This is a genomic window from Chitinophaga oryziterrae (assembly GCF_009758125.1).
GTDB classification, from domain to species: domain Bacteria; phylum Bacteroidota; class Bacteroidia; order Chitinophagales; family Chitinophagaceae; genus Chitinophaga; species Chitinophaga oryziterrae.
Genome location: NZ_WRXO01000002.1, coordinates 151,858 through 167,038, shown reverse-complemented (window position 1 = coordinate 167,038; position 15,181 = coordinate 151,858). Strand labels below are relative to the sequence as shown.

At 40.0% G+C, this 15,181-nt stretch carries 11 protein-coding genes; 7 read left to right on the top strand and 4 right to left on the bottom strand.

What is annotated here, in order from left to right:
• The first annotated feature begins 449 nt into the window (after nucleotides 1-449).
• The 6 genes from GO495_RS08240 (at nucleotide 450) to GO495_RS08215 (ending at nucleotide 10,775) form a co-directional block, all read left to right on the top strand.
• Complete coding sequence (locus tag GO495_RS08240; protein ID WP_157299240.1) at nucleotides 450-728, top strand: hypothetical protein; 279 nt, start codon at nucleotides 450-452, stop codon at nucleotides 726-728.
• Between the two features lie 89 nt (nucleotides 729-817).
• Nucleotides 818-1,684 (top strand): hypothetical protein, encoded by an 867-nt coding sequence (locus GO495_RS08235; protein ID WP_157299239.1) that lies wholly within the window; start codon nucleotides 818-820, stop codon nucleotides 1,682-1,684.
• 220 nt (nucleotides 1,685-1,904) lie between these two features.
• The gene (locus GO495_RS08230; RefSeq protein ID WP_157299238.1) at nucleotides 1,905-2,063 is read left to right on the top strand and encodes a hypothetical protein; all 159 of its coding nucleotides are present in this window, start codon (nucleotides 1,905-1,907) and stop codon (nucleotides 2,061-2,063) included.
• A 403-nt stretch (nucleotides 2,064-2,466) separates the two neighbouring features.
• A complete protein-coding gene (locus GO495_RS08225) occupies nucleotides 2,467-5,964 on the top strand; it encodes a hypothetical protein (protein ID WP_157299237.1) in 3,498 nt (1,165 codons plus the stop codon).
• Nucleotides 5,965-5,991: 27 nt separating this feature from the next.
• Nucleotides 5,992-10,428, top strand: coding sequence for a DUF6443 domain-containing protein (locus tag GO495_RS08220; protein ID WP_157299236.1), 4,437 nt, complete (start codon nucleotides 5,992-5,994; stop codon nucleotides 10,426-10,428).
• Between the two features lie 2 nt (nucleotides 10,429-10,430).
• Nucleotides 10,431-10,775, top strand: coding sequence for a hypothetical protein (locus GO495_RS08215; RefSeq protein ID WP_157299235.1), 345 nt, complete (start codon nucleotides 10,431-10,433; stop codon nucleotides 10,773-10,775).
• 422 nt (nucleotides 10,776-11,197) lie between these two features.
• Here GO495_RS08215 and GO495_RS08210 read toward each other — a convergent pair whose 3' ends face one another.
• On the bottom strand, nucleotides 11,198-11,434 hold the full coding sequence (locus GO495_RS08210; RefSeq protein ID WP_157299234.1) for a hypothetical protein: 237 nt from the start codon (nucleotides 11,432-11,434) through the stop codon (nucleotides 11,198-11,200).
• Between the two features lie 252 nt (nucleotides 11,435-11,686).
• Between GO495_RS08210 and GO495_RS08205 the strand changes: the two genes are divergently transcribed.
• Complete coding sequence (locus tag GO495_RS08205) at nucleotides 11,687-13,018, top strand: isoaspartyl peptidase/L-asparaginase (RefSeq protein ID WP_240915191.1); 1,332 nt, start codon at nucleotides 11,687-11,689, stop codon at nucleotides 13,016-13,018.
• A 97-nt stretch (nucleotides 13,019-13,115) separates the two neighbouring features.
• Here the strand turns inward: GO495_RS08205 and GO495_RS08200 are convergent, their stop codons facing one another.
• The 3 genes from GO495_RS08200 to GO495_RS08190 form a co-directional block, all read right to left on the bottom strand.
• Nucleotides 13,116-13,448, bottom strand: a complete 333-nt coding sequence (locus tag GO495_RS08200; RefSeq protein WP_157299233.1) for a magnetosome magnetite crystal formation protein family — start codon at nucleotides 13,446-13,448, stop codon at nucleotides 13,116-13,118.
• Between the two features lie 142 nt (nucleotides 13,449-13,590).
• Nucleotides 13,591-14,001, bottom strand: a complete 411-nt coding sequence (gene yiaA, locus GO495_RS08195) for an inner membrane protein YiaA (protein WP_089782428.1) — start codon at nucleotides 13,999-14,001, stop codon at nucleotides 13,591-13,593.
• A gap of 103 nt (nucleotides 14,002-14,104) precedes the next feature.
• Nucleotides 14,105-14,884 carry a transglutaminase-like domain-containing protein gene (locus tag GO495_RS08190; RefSeq protein WP_157299232.1) on the bottom strand — a complete coding sequence of 260 codons (780 nt, stop codon included), beginning with the start codon at nucleotides 14,882-14,884 and terminating at the stop codon, nucleotides 14,105-14,107.
• Nucleotides 14,885-15,181 lie beyond the last annotated feature (297 nt).

Genomic DNA, 15,181 nt, shown 5'->3' with positions numbered 1-15,181 from the left:
CGGGGGGAACTTTACCAGATATCATATCCGGATGTTCTTTACCAGCATTTGAATTGAAATTTACTGAAGAAAACTTAACGGTGAGAACGTTTGGTTGTAATCTAATCTGATCCCAATAGTTATTTTACCTCATTAACTATTGTCGTGTAGTTTTTGCCTTATACATTATGCCCGTCTCTTCCCAAATTTTCATTGCGTAAATAGGCTACGCATATCACACTCTTCTTCGCTATACAAAGAACTTTACAATATTATTAAATAATGAATAGCACAAAGATGTGATCCATGATATAATAAAGTATTGATACTTTCGCTGTCTTATAGAATTTTTAAATAACCTATAGTCTTTTGTTATCCTTATACCAAATAACTGACTGTAGCCCTGGCAGCCCGAGACCGTTTTTTAATTTATTTATGGGACAATTTTAGTTTCTCAAAGCCATTTTTAAATGTACTATACCATTACTTTTCTCATGCTGATAATGGGACAGGTTGGATATGTGTACGCCGGTAATAACCTTGCTGACAGTACCATTCAACAGACCATTGCGTTGCCGAAGAAATACTTATCCCAAGTCTCGCATAAACCCCGCCATGTAGAGGCGCAGGTGAATAACCGTGCAGATAAGACACTTAAATGTTTTATCCTGCAGGAAACGTGTTGCTGGGCATCAGAAAAAACACAAGATCAGAGCAAAGCTGAAAGAAATCATCATACTGCTTTATGATTTTTTAGCAAGCAGAAATGCGCCGCCAACCAGCGCGATCAAACTAAACCTTTTAAATAACAAAATACTATTAAACGAATCCTTTACAAATGAAAACAATACATTGCTTTCTTACCATCACTTTCTTATCTCTGTTCGTAACTCCCATTGGAATAAGGGCTCAGGGTACCCGCGTATATCGTCAAAACCTTTTAATATCGGGACAAACAGAAGATTCCCAAGGCGCTAATTATTTGCTGTTGCATAAGCTATACACAAGTACTTTATTGCCGGACAATCATGTGCAGGGGAAAATAACTGCAATAAGAGGAGGAGTAGGTGCATATAATCGTAAATGGACCGTGGAAGTAAATACATCTAGTGCATATAATGGTAATCGTGGCAGTATTATAAGTTATAATGAACCGGCTTCATTAGTGACACTTACCTATAATAGTGAAAATTACCTTGCAGTCTCCATTCAGAATGGTGCATCCTTATATAATTTTTCCTTTACAGGATACGCCCAGGCTGAAGTACTACTCCTTGTAACTGATAATAATGTCAGTAATATACTGCCCTTTACCAGCCTGGACCCTATTATTATACAGGGTAACGTAGGCATTGGTACAACCAGCTTCGGTTCTCATATGCTGGCTGTGGAGGGTTCTATTGGCGCTCGTAGAATAAAAGTGCGTCAAACTGGCTGGGCCGATTTCGTATTCCATCCAGATTATCATTTACCACCATTACAGGAAGTAGAAAATTACATCAATACCAATAAACACTTATCAGGCATTCCCACTACCGAAGACGTAGAAAAGGATGGTATTGATCTTGGCGAGATGAATAAAATTCTTTTACAGAAAGTAGAAGAGCTGACGCTGTATTTAATTGAGCAGAGCAAGCGGAATATAGAGATGGAGAAACGAACAACGGCATTGACAGAGAGATTGGAAAAACTGGAAGCTAAATAATTTGGAGAGCCTACTCCTGTAGGCATTGGGATGAAATCATCTAACTGGAATATTCTCTGGTATTATCCAACGGCACGGTATCCTACTAAAATTATCAGTCCTGGAAAGGCGGGCTTGGTAATGTTTCAGTATGGGACATTTAATGGTGGATATACAGTTTCCAATGTATCATCAGAGATCTATTCTATCCAAACAAGATATTTCGATAAAAAAAACGTATATGTTAACGCGGTCACTCCACCATATACCAACGACTCCTTTTGCAGGTCAGGCTAATATTTCTATTTCGTTGTACGATGTGAAGTATAAAAATCTGAGTATAGCACTCTCGATTGAATATGCTACCGAAGGTAATAAGGTAGAAGATCAACCGGGATGAAAGGGCCAGGGATGGAATCTTTCGGCTGGTTGTGAAATTTATCGTAAGACAAATGGATGGTATGATAAAACGCCTCTGTTTTTAGGGCATTCACCTGACCAGCCTTATTATGGTCAGAATGGAAGAGCGCCAAGAGGTTATACCAAGGCAGTCTCACGGAGCTACTATTCTTCTGGAATGGAATTATTTGACGGTATGCCAGATGAATTCATATTCAATTTTGACCGTTACTTATACTTAGGAATCTTCTATATTTTGAGACCCACGTGGGATGACGCAGGAGAATTGAAATTCCGTAGCCATAGCAATTATAGACCAAAAACTTCAAAAAAATAAAATGAAAACCTATAAGTCTGTACTTTTTTTAGTTTCATTATTTCTATTTTTAACGACAAGTGGAGCCTTGGGCCAAAAGCTAGATGATGACGATCAGCTTCCAACAGTAATTCCGCCTTCTCCGGAAGCGTTTTCTATGACAAAATATGGTAATCTGCCAATAGGGTTGTTTACCGGTACTGTACAATTCAGCGTGCCAGTATATAATATTACAAGTGGAATACTTAGCCATGATATCTCCCTGAATTATGCAACAAATGGTGTAAAGGTAGATCAGGTAGCTTCACGCGTCGGTATTGATTGGCATCTGCACGCAGGGGGCGTTATTTCACGGATCATCCGGGGACGGCCAGATCATACTCCTGGTGTTGGCGTACTTCGCCCACCTAATCATGATATATATAGTACCCCATTTTATTTTTTTTTAACTACCTATTCGCAGAATCAGGATACACCTTCTGCTGACACTCAGCCTGATGAGTTCTCATTTTCATTTGATGGTAATGCAGGTAAGTTTATAATAGAAAATAATGAGATCAGACCTTATGTTAAAGATGGCACCAAATTTCAGGTAGATACAAGCTTCAATATTTTTACGATTACACTTACCAATGGCAATAAGTATATTTTCGGAGAAGATAATGCTCAGGATTATACGCAGGCTTACAATCATTTAGATCCACATAGTATCACCAGAAATGTTAAAACAGCCTGGTATCTTACAAAAATTATCAGTGCCAACAATGATACGATCTCTTTTAATTATCAGAAGTTTGCGAATATCAGCCGTCAGATAGACTATTTCACCGGTATTTCCCAATCATACGAACCCCAAAGGGTGGCAGGGATTACTTATCTGACACCGAGGGGATCACATCCGCTTCCCGCCGACGCAGGGGTCTGTACAACTATTCCTCCATTAGTGGTTACAAATCTCAACAGGAGTAATTTATTGGGTGTATTACTGACCGATATAACATTCAAAAATGGGGCAGTGCGGTTTTATTACTCAGACCGGCTGGATATTATTAACGAAATGAAACTCGATAGTATCCGTGTTTTTTCACGATCAGATACATTGAAACGATTTGATTTCAATTATACTTATTCACAAAGTAACAGTACCGGATTTGACACGAAGTATTCAGACGCACAACCTATTCTGCAAACTGATTTTCCGGAATTGAAGAAACGTTTATTTTTATCCTCAATACAGGAAGTGGGAAGAAATAATGAGAAAGGAGGAAAGTATAGTTTTGAATATAACAGTATGAATAGCTTACCATCCCGATTAAGTTATTCTCAGGATTTATTCGGATACTTTAATGGAATCGTCAATAAATATTTTTTTCCTAATGACACCTATGTTGACAAAAGTTTCTCCCGGTTTGGGGGAAACCGCAATAGTGATGCTGAGAAGGTAAAATTGGGAACACTAACCAAGATAACCTATCCTACAGGAGGCTCCACTATAATAGAGTATGAAGGAAATACAGTATGGGGTTATCCTCAGGAAACAAGATCAACAATTACAAGGAATTACAATCAACTCAATGGTGTAAAAAACCAGGTCATTACTTCTCCGGTCTTCGGCAATCCTGCTTATATTCCGGTTACAATAAGAGCAGAGGCGGAATGGACCGGTACCCCTCCAAGACCAGGTGAAATAAGAGGTGATGAAGGTATTGTTGTATCAGTAATAGATTCCATTACAAACTTATGCCGAGTTTGTGCTGTAAATGTTCCAGCAGGGACAGTTAAAACGTGGACATTAGACAATCTGGATGGCAAGTATTATTTAAAAGTAGTTATCAATTTTAATGGAATTGATGCTTTTTCACAGATGAGCAGACTTAATATAGAAACCACTTCTGCACAGAATACTTCCATTTCAGGCGTTAGGGTAAAATCAATGACAGACGTAGATAGTTTTACGACGGTTGTTAATAAGCGGAGTTTTTTATATGATAACTGGGATATGCCAGGAAAGAGTAGTGGTGTGCTTTGGGGTGGTTTCCGGAAACAATATGGCTTTGTTTCATTGCACCGTTTTCTATGTTCGGTTGTTGGTCACCCGGGGACCAATGATGGATATACCTTTAATTTAGTTGTTCATTCAAATAGTGTAATTGATCTGTATAATAATGACAATAACACTATTATCTATCCCAATGTAATTGAAGTGAACGGTAATGATATCCAAGGCGGAGGAATCGAACATAAATATATTGTTTCTACGAAAATGCCTGCGGAGGTAGTAGATGATGAAAGTGGTACCTGGCCCGATAGTATAGGTTTTTATGCGCCAACTTTTATATCTAATGCGCCTTCTTCAAACACAGACTATTTGAATGGTCAGGAAATTTATACAGGTGTATTTAAATGGGAAAATAGTAAGAAAGTATATCTGACAAAAAAGTATAATTATTACAGCAAAGATAACAGGTTGTTTAATATTGATACTTTCTATGCAGTTAATCTTGCTTACCCTGCTTCTACTCCAAGAACATTGGACTGGCATTATTTTTACTATTATGACATGAACAGATATATGGTGAACAGGTATTGGTCGCACCTTGATAGTACTGTAAGTTACTCTTATGCGGGTACCGATTCTTTGAAAATGTCAGAAAAATATGAATATAATAATATCGTAAGTTTACAGCCAACACTAATTCAATCCATCAACAGCAAAGGCGAAACTATCAATAACTTTATACAATATCCCAATGAGATCGTAACACAGGTAAATACCGAACTTGTAAACAGGAATAGGATCATTGAAGATGTGAGAAAAAGTGTCAGCAACGGAACAAAGGTGCTACTCAGTATTTCAAAAGATTTTGCGACTTTTCCAGGTGGCATTATTTCTCCGGCCACCATTTCAAAAAAATTCCTGAACAACCCTGATGAAATTGCAATTATTTACAATTACGATGCGTATGGAAACATATTGAATGTTTCAAAAAAGAATGACATTGTAACATCTTATATCTGGGATTATTCATCTTCACTTCCGATTGCTAAAATCACCAATGGTATTAGTACAGATGCGGCCTTTACTTCCTTTGAGTCTGATGGAAAAGGCAATTGGAACTACATAGATAATGTAAAAACAGGTAGTGCATTAACCGGCAGCAAATATTATTTATTAACAGGAACGAATGTAATCAGCAAATCCGGATTAAATACAGCGAATAAATATAAGGTTTCCTACTGGAGCAGCGGCACATCTCCATATACTATAACAGGTACGCAGGGTACGCCTGTAAAAGGACGGAATGTTAATGGCTGGACATATTTTGAGCATCTTATTACCGGCGTTACAAGTGCTTCTCTCTCTGGAAGCGGAAACATTGATGAGTTAAGATTATCTCTTGTTGGAACTACGATGGCCACTTATACATATAAGCCACTTATTGGAGTTACAAGTGAAGATGATGAAAATGGAACTATTACTTATTACGAATATGATAGTTTCTTAAGATTAAAGCTTATCAGAGACACCTATGGAAATATTCTAAAAGTGTTTGATTATAAATATCGCCAACCCATCACGCAATAGTTAATATAACCCATTAGTAAACATTGTATGAAATATATAATACTATCCCTGTTTTTTATTATAAACGCAAGTAATGCCTTTGCGCAAACGCCTACAAATGGTACCCGTCCCACAGCAACGGCTGTTACGACACCTTCTGCTTATCCCGGTACTTTTATAAATTATATCCGTACATGGGAGCCCTCTATGCCGCTTACAGACAGCGCCGCTGTTATTTCAACATCACAACCTGTTGCAGCGGTTAAGCAAACAACATCGTATATCGATGGCCTTGGCCGTCCGTTACAATTGGTATCCAAGGGTATAAGCATCACCGGTAAAGATGTTGTATCTGCATCCGTATACGATGCTTATGGACGTGAACAATACCAATACCTTCCCTTTGTACCGCAGACTGGTAATGGTATTAATGATGGATCTTTTAAAACAGATCCCTTCAATAGCCAGAAAGCTTTTTATCAAAATGCGCTGCTTAATCCAGGTATTGTGGGTGAGAACATTTATTATAAACAGAATATTTATGAAGCATCTCCTTTAAATCGGGTACTTAAAGCCTATTCACCTGGCAACAGTTGGGCAAAAGAAGGTGGTGACCATCCCCGTGAAGCTCAGTTTTTGCTAAACACGGCCGCCGATTCTGTACGGATATGGAACATGAACGGTGATACACCTGTTGCTGGTGCTACCTATCCGGCAGGCACATTGTATAAAAATGTATTGATCGATGAAAGCAAACACCAGAGCATTGAATATCAAGACAAGAACGGACAGGTAGTATTGAAGAAGAATCAACTTTCTGATACACCTGACAACGCCCATATCGGCTGGCTATGTACCTATTATGTCTACGATGATCTGAGCAACATGCGGGTTGTGATTCCGCCCCTAGCCGTAGACATCAGTTTAAGAAGCAATTGGACAATAAGCAATATCGCCGATGAACTGTGTTTTCAGTACCAGTACGATAGCCGCAACCGGCTTGTCAGCCGCAAAATTCCCGGTGCTGGAGCTATATACCAAGTATATGATAACAGAGATAGGCTGGTATTTACACAAGATGCTGTACAACGGGCTAAAAACCCACAGGAATGGGGGGCGACCTTTTATAACGATCAGAATATGCCTTTGATGTCTGCCATTTATCAATCCAATACTACACAGGCAGCACTTCAGGCAAGTATGAATATCCCTGTTTCCGGAACCCAAACTATTTCCTATACATTTCCAGGAGTTGCCGACTTAATATTGAGAAATTATGACGGCAGCAGCAGCTATACAGCTACTCAAACCATTACGATGGAGGATGGATTTGATACGGGAGCAGGAGCCAATGTTGCAGCCGATATCAATCCTGCTGCTACTGGCGGAACCACAAGTCTTCTGGCTAGCAATGCATTATCTGGTATTACATCTGACCAGCTTACTCCGCTCATTTATTATTTTTACGATGATTATGAATATGCCGGAAAATACAATTACGAGGTAAGTGATACGGGTAAACCCCAGGCAGGAAACAATCCCTTTGCAGTGGCGATGCCTGCTATCCCCAAAAGCAACGTAAAAGGGTTACTTACTGGCATGAAAATCAGGATACTGGATACCAATCAATGGATGACCACTACTTTCTATTACGACGACAGGGCCAGATTAATTCAATCTGTAGCCGATAATAGCCTTGGCGGGAAAAATGTGGTCACCCACCTTCGTAACTTCAACGGCAAAATATTAAGCAGCTACATACGTCATACCAACCCGCATAGTGACCTAACGCCGCAAACGACCTTCCTTACCATGCCGTCTTATGATTTTGCAGGCAGGTTGTTATCTATCAAAACAAGGTTGAATGACGATAGCAGCCAGGATAAAATCATAGAGGCAAATACGTATGACGAATTGGGCAAACTGACACTGAAACGCCTGGGGGTAACAGGGCCATCAACCCAATTGGATTCCTTACGTTATACCTATACAATCAATAATTGGCTGGACGGGATTAATAAGGATTTTGTCAACAGCACTTCCAGTACAGCCAATTGGTTTGGACAACAATTGAATTATGACTATGGATTTAGCAATAATCAGTTTGATGGTAATCTGGCCGGTAGTACCTGGAAAAGTAAGTCCAACAACATTGCCCGTACCTATGGTTATACTTACGATAATAGAGATCGTTTAACATCCGCAAACTTCCTTCAAAGAAATACGAGCGGGGCCAACTGGACAAAAGATCAGGTTGATTTTACAGTAGACAGTCTTACTTATGATGCCAGTGGGAACATCCTCACGATGAAACAAAAAGGACTGGCAGGTAATATTCCCAAGACTATTGACAATCTAAAATATACCTATAAGCCCAATAGCAATAAATTGGCCTCAGTATCCGATACCAGTAAAACTGCCTCAGCCAAACTGGGTGATTTTATAGATGGAACCAACACTATTGATGACTATGATTATGATAGCAATGGCAATTTGATCCGAGATTTAAATAAAGGCATCACTTCCATTATCTACAATTATCTTAACCTGCCGGTAACAATTACTGTAACTGGCAAGGGAAGCATCACCTATCAGTATGACGCAACGGGGACTAGAATAAAAAAGACGGTAATAGACAGTACTGGTCCTGCACCCAAAACCACCGTTACAGATTATGCAGGTAACTTTACCTACAGGCAGGATAGTCTGGAATTTGTTAGTCACGACGATGGCCGCATCCGTCCCATATATAAAACAGGGACACAGGTAAGTTATGTGTATGATTACTTTGAGAAAGATCACCTGGGCAATATCCGCATGATCCTGACTGAGCAGACGGATTTTACAATGTACAGTGCCACGATGGAAACCGCAGCGGCGGCAACAGAAGCTGCCACCTTTAGTAATATCGATGAAACAAGAGAAAAGACACCTACCGGCTATCCCGAAGATAAAACTACCGAAAAGAATACCTTTGTTGCTAAATTAAATGCAAAAGCTGGTGGTAAAAAAATAGGCCCTTCATTAGTGCTGAGGGTGATGGCAGGTGACACCGTAATGATTCATGCCAAAGCTTTCTATAAGTCTGTCGGCCCCCAAAAGCAAACGAATAAGCTGCCCCTTGAAGATATTGCGTCTAGCATGGTCCATACCATTGGAGGCAATGCCACCAATGCCGCACATAGCAATACAGTAAACAGCAATATACCTCTTAATAGCAATTTTTATAATCGTGACTATCAACGTTTAAAAGAGAAAAACCCCGATGGACTTGGGGAAGACCGGCCTAAAGCCTATTTAAATTTTGCACTGGTTGACGATCAGTTTAAATTAGTAGCAGAAAATAGTGGTGTAAAGCAGGTAAAATCCGCTCCTGACGAACTGCAGGAACTGGGCACAGAAAAGATGGTCGCTAACAAAACAGGCTTCCTCTATGTGTACACCAGCAATGAAACCCTCCAGGATGTGTTCTTTGATAACGTCGTGATCACCTTGAACAGCGGACCTTTGCTGGAAGAAACCCATTATTATCCATTTGGACTTACCATGGAAGGGATCAGTGCTAATTTATTAAGAGGAACCACCTATCCACAGAACCGCAAAAAATTCAATGGAATAGAACTGACCAACGATTTGAGTATTAACCTCTATGATGCCTTATTTAGAGTACAGGACCCGCAAATAGGCCGCTGGAACCAAATCGATCCCAAAGCAGAAAGTTTTGAATATGCCACGCCATATGCCCAGGTACTAAACAATCCTGTTAGTATGTCAGATCCTTTTGGAGACGACACCGTACATTCAAATGATCTAAATACAGTCTGGCCCGACTTCGATACTCAAAATGATATTGTACAGTTAAATGGCGTCCATGTCTCGCCCGAAGTAACATATACGTCACCATACGAATATGCTTTTAGTAAGGTAGGTTGGAAAGTACTGCCCTCGACAAAAGGCATGAATCGTTTTTTAGGTTATCTATTTGGCAACCGGCGTTATGGACGTGGTGATGTTAATCAGGATGGCATACTTTTACATACGATAGCCCCCAGACAATTTATAATCAGCGGTATGGCTGCTGACATAAGTTTTGAAGGAGTAAATGCTTTAAAAGCTGGTGTTAAGTTTGCCAGGGTTTTAGAAGAGATAAAATGGAGTTCTAGCACGGTTCGTAATGCTGCAAAATCTTTAGAGTTAGGAGTGACGGAAGTACATGTAGCGACGAAAGCACAGGCGCAGGAATTATTTTTACGCCTGTTTCAAAGCCGAGGTAACGGATTTAGATTTGCAGGTGAAATGCCAGATAAAGAGGCCGCAAGATTGTTTTTTGGGAAAGAAGCTTATTATGGTTATCATGATGAATATGATATCATAACAGGTAGATTGGTGGCCCATGGAGAACTTAATGAACATGCATACGATATGCATATGCAAATAGAAGAATATGGTGAGAAAATTATTAGAATATTTTACAATACAAAATAGCCATGGATAAAGATTTTTTACTGCCCATTCGAACGCGTTTGATAAGAAATGGGGATCTTATTGCCCAGGAATTGCAGTCGACCATAAATACACATAGAAGATGGATTGCCATTTCTAAACGCAGCGAGAATTCTAAACACATGCCTTTTGAATGGTTGTACAAAATGTATGACTTTGAATTTGACAAAATAGTAATAGAAACTCGTGATGAATATACTGATAAGAATATCATTAACGAAAGAATTTACTATTTTAAGGATGAAGAAGAGCTTAGGAACGCATTGAGCGAAAGAGGAATGGATCTTAGCAAGTTTACCTACCCATGGAAATGCGACTACCCTTTGTAATTTTGATACAATGACAATTCAGGTTGTACATATTAAACCTAATAAAGAAAGAGGGCGGACATAAAGTCGTCCTCTTTCTTTATTAGGTTTATTTAGATGGATTTCTGTACTCATTCCCAATAGATTCTGGTTTCAATGTTTTTATATGTGATTGCTATTATTTGATCTTACAGTTTCCAGCCACTGCTTTTATAGAAGTATGTCAGAAGAGCTAAAATTATTCAAGACTATAAAGCTTACTGGCTTATCGGAATCAAATAATTCAAATGAGTTTGAAAACTGGGGGGAAATGATGCCGCGCCGTTCCTCCCTCCCCATCCCAGCTGGGTTTCAAACAATAGGGAAGGTATTCAAGCGGGAAATACTCGGATATTATAGCATGTCTGTAGACATACTATAATATCCTTATTTGAAAGATTCAATTAGCTAAAGTATTCCCTCTTCGCCAAAAAACTTTTTAAGCTTTTGACATGAGGTGTTATATAACCTGTCTTATAACAACTAAGCCCCCCTGCATCTACACCCAAAATTTGAGTACAAGCGTTTTGAGTAAGACCGTTAATAAAACGATACTGCTTTAATTTTCCTAAAAGTTTATTAGTATCCAATTCAAAAGGAAAGTACTCCAAAAAAGCGCTAATTTTCGGAAAATACTTCATGCGAGGCTCAATTCATTTTTTTCCATAAGAAAACGGTTTCTTCTGTTATACCAATAAATTGGGCTCCCCTTTTTTGCTAAAGTCCTTCTTCAAGCCGTTTATTACGAATTTTATCACCCAATGTAACCGGTTTCTCTATTAATTTGCCGCTAAATGGCTTACGAACCCGTCCTTCAATTTGAGAACAAGACAATGCGGATGCGGAAATCCTGGCAAATAAGAATATGAGTCAAAACAGTAATTACTAATTATATGATCATAAGATTTGTTACCTGCTTACTTTTACTTTGCTCCTGTTTGCATGCACAAAGGAGACCGGCTTCTGCAGGCATTATAGGAGATACTGCCGATATACAGACGCCTGTAAAAGGAGGTTTTGTTCTGATGGGAGGAAGCACCAGCGTGGATGATGCTTTTAAATGGATGCTGGAAAGAAGTGGCGGTGGTGACGTGGTGATTTTACGGGCTACCGGTACAGATGCATATAACAGTTATATTGATGAACTGGGAAAATCCAACTCGATAGAAACGTTGAAAATAGATAGCCGCAATATGGCCAATAATGATAGGTGGTACGTCGGTAACGGACGACTTGTAAAAAGCGACAATATGTTACCTAAGGAGAAATACGTGATGGTCATCCACGGAGGCGCGGGTACTATCCTTAAAAAGAATATGACGCCGGAGAAAGAAGCCGCGTACAGGGCTGCCCTCAAAGAAGCATTAACCACTGGCTACCAGGCTATTCAGGCAGGCAAGAGCAGCATAGATGCCGTAGAAGCCACCATTCGTGTACTGGAAGACTGTCCCCTGTTTAATGCGGGCAAAGGCGCTGTATTTACCCACGATGGCCGGAATGAAATGGATGCCGCCATTATGAATGGGAAAACGCTGGAGGCGGGAGCTGTTGCCGGTGTTACCAATATTAAGAACCCTATCAGCGCTGCCAGGGCGGTGATGGAGAAATCAGAACACGTGATGATGACAGGGCCGGGTGCGGAACAGTTTGCCAAAGACGCAGGTATCGAAATCGTTGATCCTAAATACTTCTGGACTAAAGAACGTTGGGACGGTTTACAACAGGCATTAAAAGAAGACTCCATGAAGAGTAAACTGGACCACAGTTACCAGCCCGCCGGTAAATTAGGCATAGAAAACCACGACAATAAATTCGGAACAGTAGGAGCTGTTGCGCTTGACAAAGCCGGGAACCTGGCTGCCGCTACTTCTACCGGCGGTATGACTAATAAAAAATACGGCCGTATCGGCGATTCTCCTATTATTGGGGCCGGTACTTATGCCAACAATAAAACGGTCGCTGTTTCCTGCACCGGTTGGGGAGAATTCTACATCCGTAATGTAGTTGCTTACGACCTTTCAGCATTGATTGCCTACAAGGGTTTATCTGTAGAAGAAGCAGGTAAAACAGTGATTGCCAAAGTAGATGCTATGGGAGGAGACGGAGGACTGATAGCCCTGGATAAAGACGGCAATGCCGCCTTACCGTTTAATACGGACGGTATGTACCGGGGTACAGTGACTGCTGATGGAAAAATTGAGATCCATATTTACAAGGAAGACTGATAAAAACAAGAGAGGCTATCTCTGGTTCGAAGATAGCCTCATTCAATAAAGACAGGTTTAATTATATTAAAACGGTGTGGTCAGCACCGGTTGGGATCTAGTTCAAAAAGCTGAACTTATTTTCAAACAATTTTCCTATTCCAGGAACGGGGCTCAAAGCTTCGTTTGAAGCAGAGATAATACCAAAAATCAGCAGTATCAATGGAAGAAGGCCGGCTATGAGTAAAATACTACCTAGCGAGGGGATGATAGAGGCTATGATAGTAATTACAATATTCAAGGCAATAGCGAAAATGAAAATACCCAGAGCCTGAGTAAGATGATAACGAACCAATGGGCTCTTCTCTTCCTGATTCTTGTACTGCAGGTATGCTATTACCCAGCCGATTAATGTGATATAGGCTACAATTGCCAACGTTTTGTTCTTCATGAATATTTTTTTGTGTTAAGAATATGTCAGCAAAAGTATCGTCCCTGAATATCCCTTGCTATTTTCCCGCTACTACAGATGAACTACTGGCTAAAAAACGGATGACTACAAAACAACTACTAACATAACAACCTACTAGAGATCAATTATTTATATTGTCCGTAACTTTCGCCGCCTGGCTGTCGCGGGTATTTTTCTGTACGCTGATGGCTCCAAAAATGCTTAACAGGAAAGCAAATGCATAGAAACCTTTTTCACTTGGTAATAATGTAGCGTTCCACAATCCTACTGCCAGCAGTACCAATGTTAATATGGTAGACACCCAACTGATCCCGTAATAGATATCAGTAACAGGTATTCCTTCCAGCCTGTCTCTCACACATTTCTGTACAGAGACGCCTGCAAATAATCCATACATCAGTATTGTGAAGTAGTAACCCTTCTCATTCAGCTGCATCTGAGCATTCCAGAGTCCGATAATATAACCGGCTATCCCAATAAACAATGCGACCCAGGATGTTGCGATAAATGCGAATGACGGTTTTTGTTTCATCTACTGTATTCCTTAATTCGAGGACAAAAGTAGAGGATTAAAGCAGGCTGGGGTATAGCTGAAATCAGGGATATCTTATCTTTAATTATGTAAATAATTGATTTTAAGACAATTGAACATTTACAATCATTTCTTTAAGTACGGCATTACCGAAATGGCTGACAAAAGCCACATCTGCGGCATCCCTTCCATAGGCTAATACGATCCTTCCGCCTTTAGGCTCCCGCTGGGTAGCATCAAAACAATACCATCTTCCACCTACATAGGCTTCAAACCAGGCGTGCAAGTCCATTGGTTTAAGGTCATAGAGGTATCCGGCAACCATACGGGCAGGGATATCCAGGCTACGGCATAAGGTGATACCTAAATGAGTAAAATCCCGGCATACGCCGACTTTAGTGGCCAATACATCCGCGGCAGAGGTGGAGCTGTTTGTAGTCCCATATTCATAACGGATACTTCCATTAATCCATTTGCAGATGGCATCTACCTGCTGATAACCCGGCGCACATCCTTCCGTGAGTTTTATAGCGAGGTCAGCAAATTTATCTGACTCACAATAACGGCTGGGTAAAAGGAATTGCAGTACATGGTCCGGTAGCTCCGGCATGGGAATCCAGGAGGCGTACATATTTACATCAACGGTGTCGGAGCAGTCTACCAGGGCACGACTTTCCAGTTTGAACGAACCGGAAGGGATGATAATACGCTGGCATAAATTGCGATATATATCTGGAAATTCAATTACTGGTGTGTAGGGTGTTGTTAACAATTCATTCCTTACAACAAATTGTGCATTCCCGCTTTGAGGATGCAACATGAAAATACTTGGTACGGTGGTTTCTGAAGAAAATTCAAGTGAGCAGGACACATTTAACAACATATCGTTTAAGATACATTTTTCTGAGAAATCCGTGAAAACAATCTTTATGAGATTCGCTAAAAGTTCTCTGGTGGCTCATTCCTTCATTATTCCTTTAGCACACCTATAGCATACCTATAGCATTCTACCGGCATTCCTATATCCAAATGATATAGGAATGCTGGTAGAATGCCGAAGGAATGGACTTTCAGTGATGAAGGGATATAGGATTTCAGTGTTTATTTAAGAACTGTTAAATATTATACAACCATTAAACATGACCTGGTAACTACCGGTCATACTTACATAAACTAAAAA

What these genes read in the sequence shown, in the direction of transcription:
- GO495_RS08240 (WP_157299240.1), top strand. Translation starts at nt 450, where the DNA reads ATGTACTATACCATTACTTTTCTCATGCTGATAATGGGACAGGTTGGA.
- GO495_RS08235 (WP_157299239.1), top strand. Translation starts at nt 818, where the DNA reads ATGAAAACAATACATTGCTTTCTTACCATCACTTTCTTATCTCTGTTC.
- GO495_RS08230 (WP_157299238.1), top strand. Translation starts at nt 1,905, where the DNA reads ATGTTAACGCGGTCACTCCACCATATACCAACGACTCCTTTTGCAGGT.
- GO495_RS08220 (WP_157299236.1), top strand. Translation starts at nt 5,992, where the DNA reads ATGAAATATATAATACTATCCCTGTTTTTTATTATAAACGCAAGTAAT.
- GO495_RS08215 (WP_157299235.1), top strand. Translation starts at nt 10,431, where the DNA reads ATGGATAAAGATTTTTTACTGCCCATTCGAACGCGTTTGATAAGAAAT.
- GO495_RS08210 (WP_157299234.1), bottom strand. Translation starts at nt 11,434, where the DNA reads ATGAAGTATTTTCCGAAAATTAGCGCTTTTTTGGAGTACTTTCCTTTT.
- GO495_RS08205 (WP_240915191.1), top strand. Translation starts at nt 11,687, where the DNA reads ATGATCATAAGATTTGTTACCTGCTTACTTTTACTTTGCTCCTGTTTG.
- GO495_RS08200 (WP_157299233.1), bottom strand. Translation starts at nt 13,448, where the DNA reads ATGAAGAACAAAACGTTGGCAATTGTAGCCTATATCACATTAATCGGC.
- yiaA (WP_089782428.1), bottom strand. Translation starts at nt 14,001, where the DNA reads ATGAAACAAAAACCGTCATTCGCATTTATCGCAACATCCTGGGTCGCA.
- GO495_RS08190 (WP_157299232.1), bottom strand. Translation starts at nt 14,884, where the DNA reads ATGTTGTTAAATGTGTCCTGCTCACTTGAATTTTCTTCAGAAACCACC.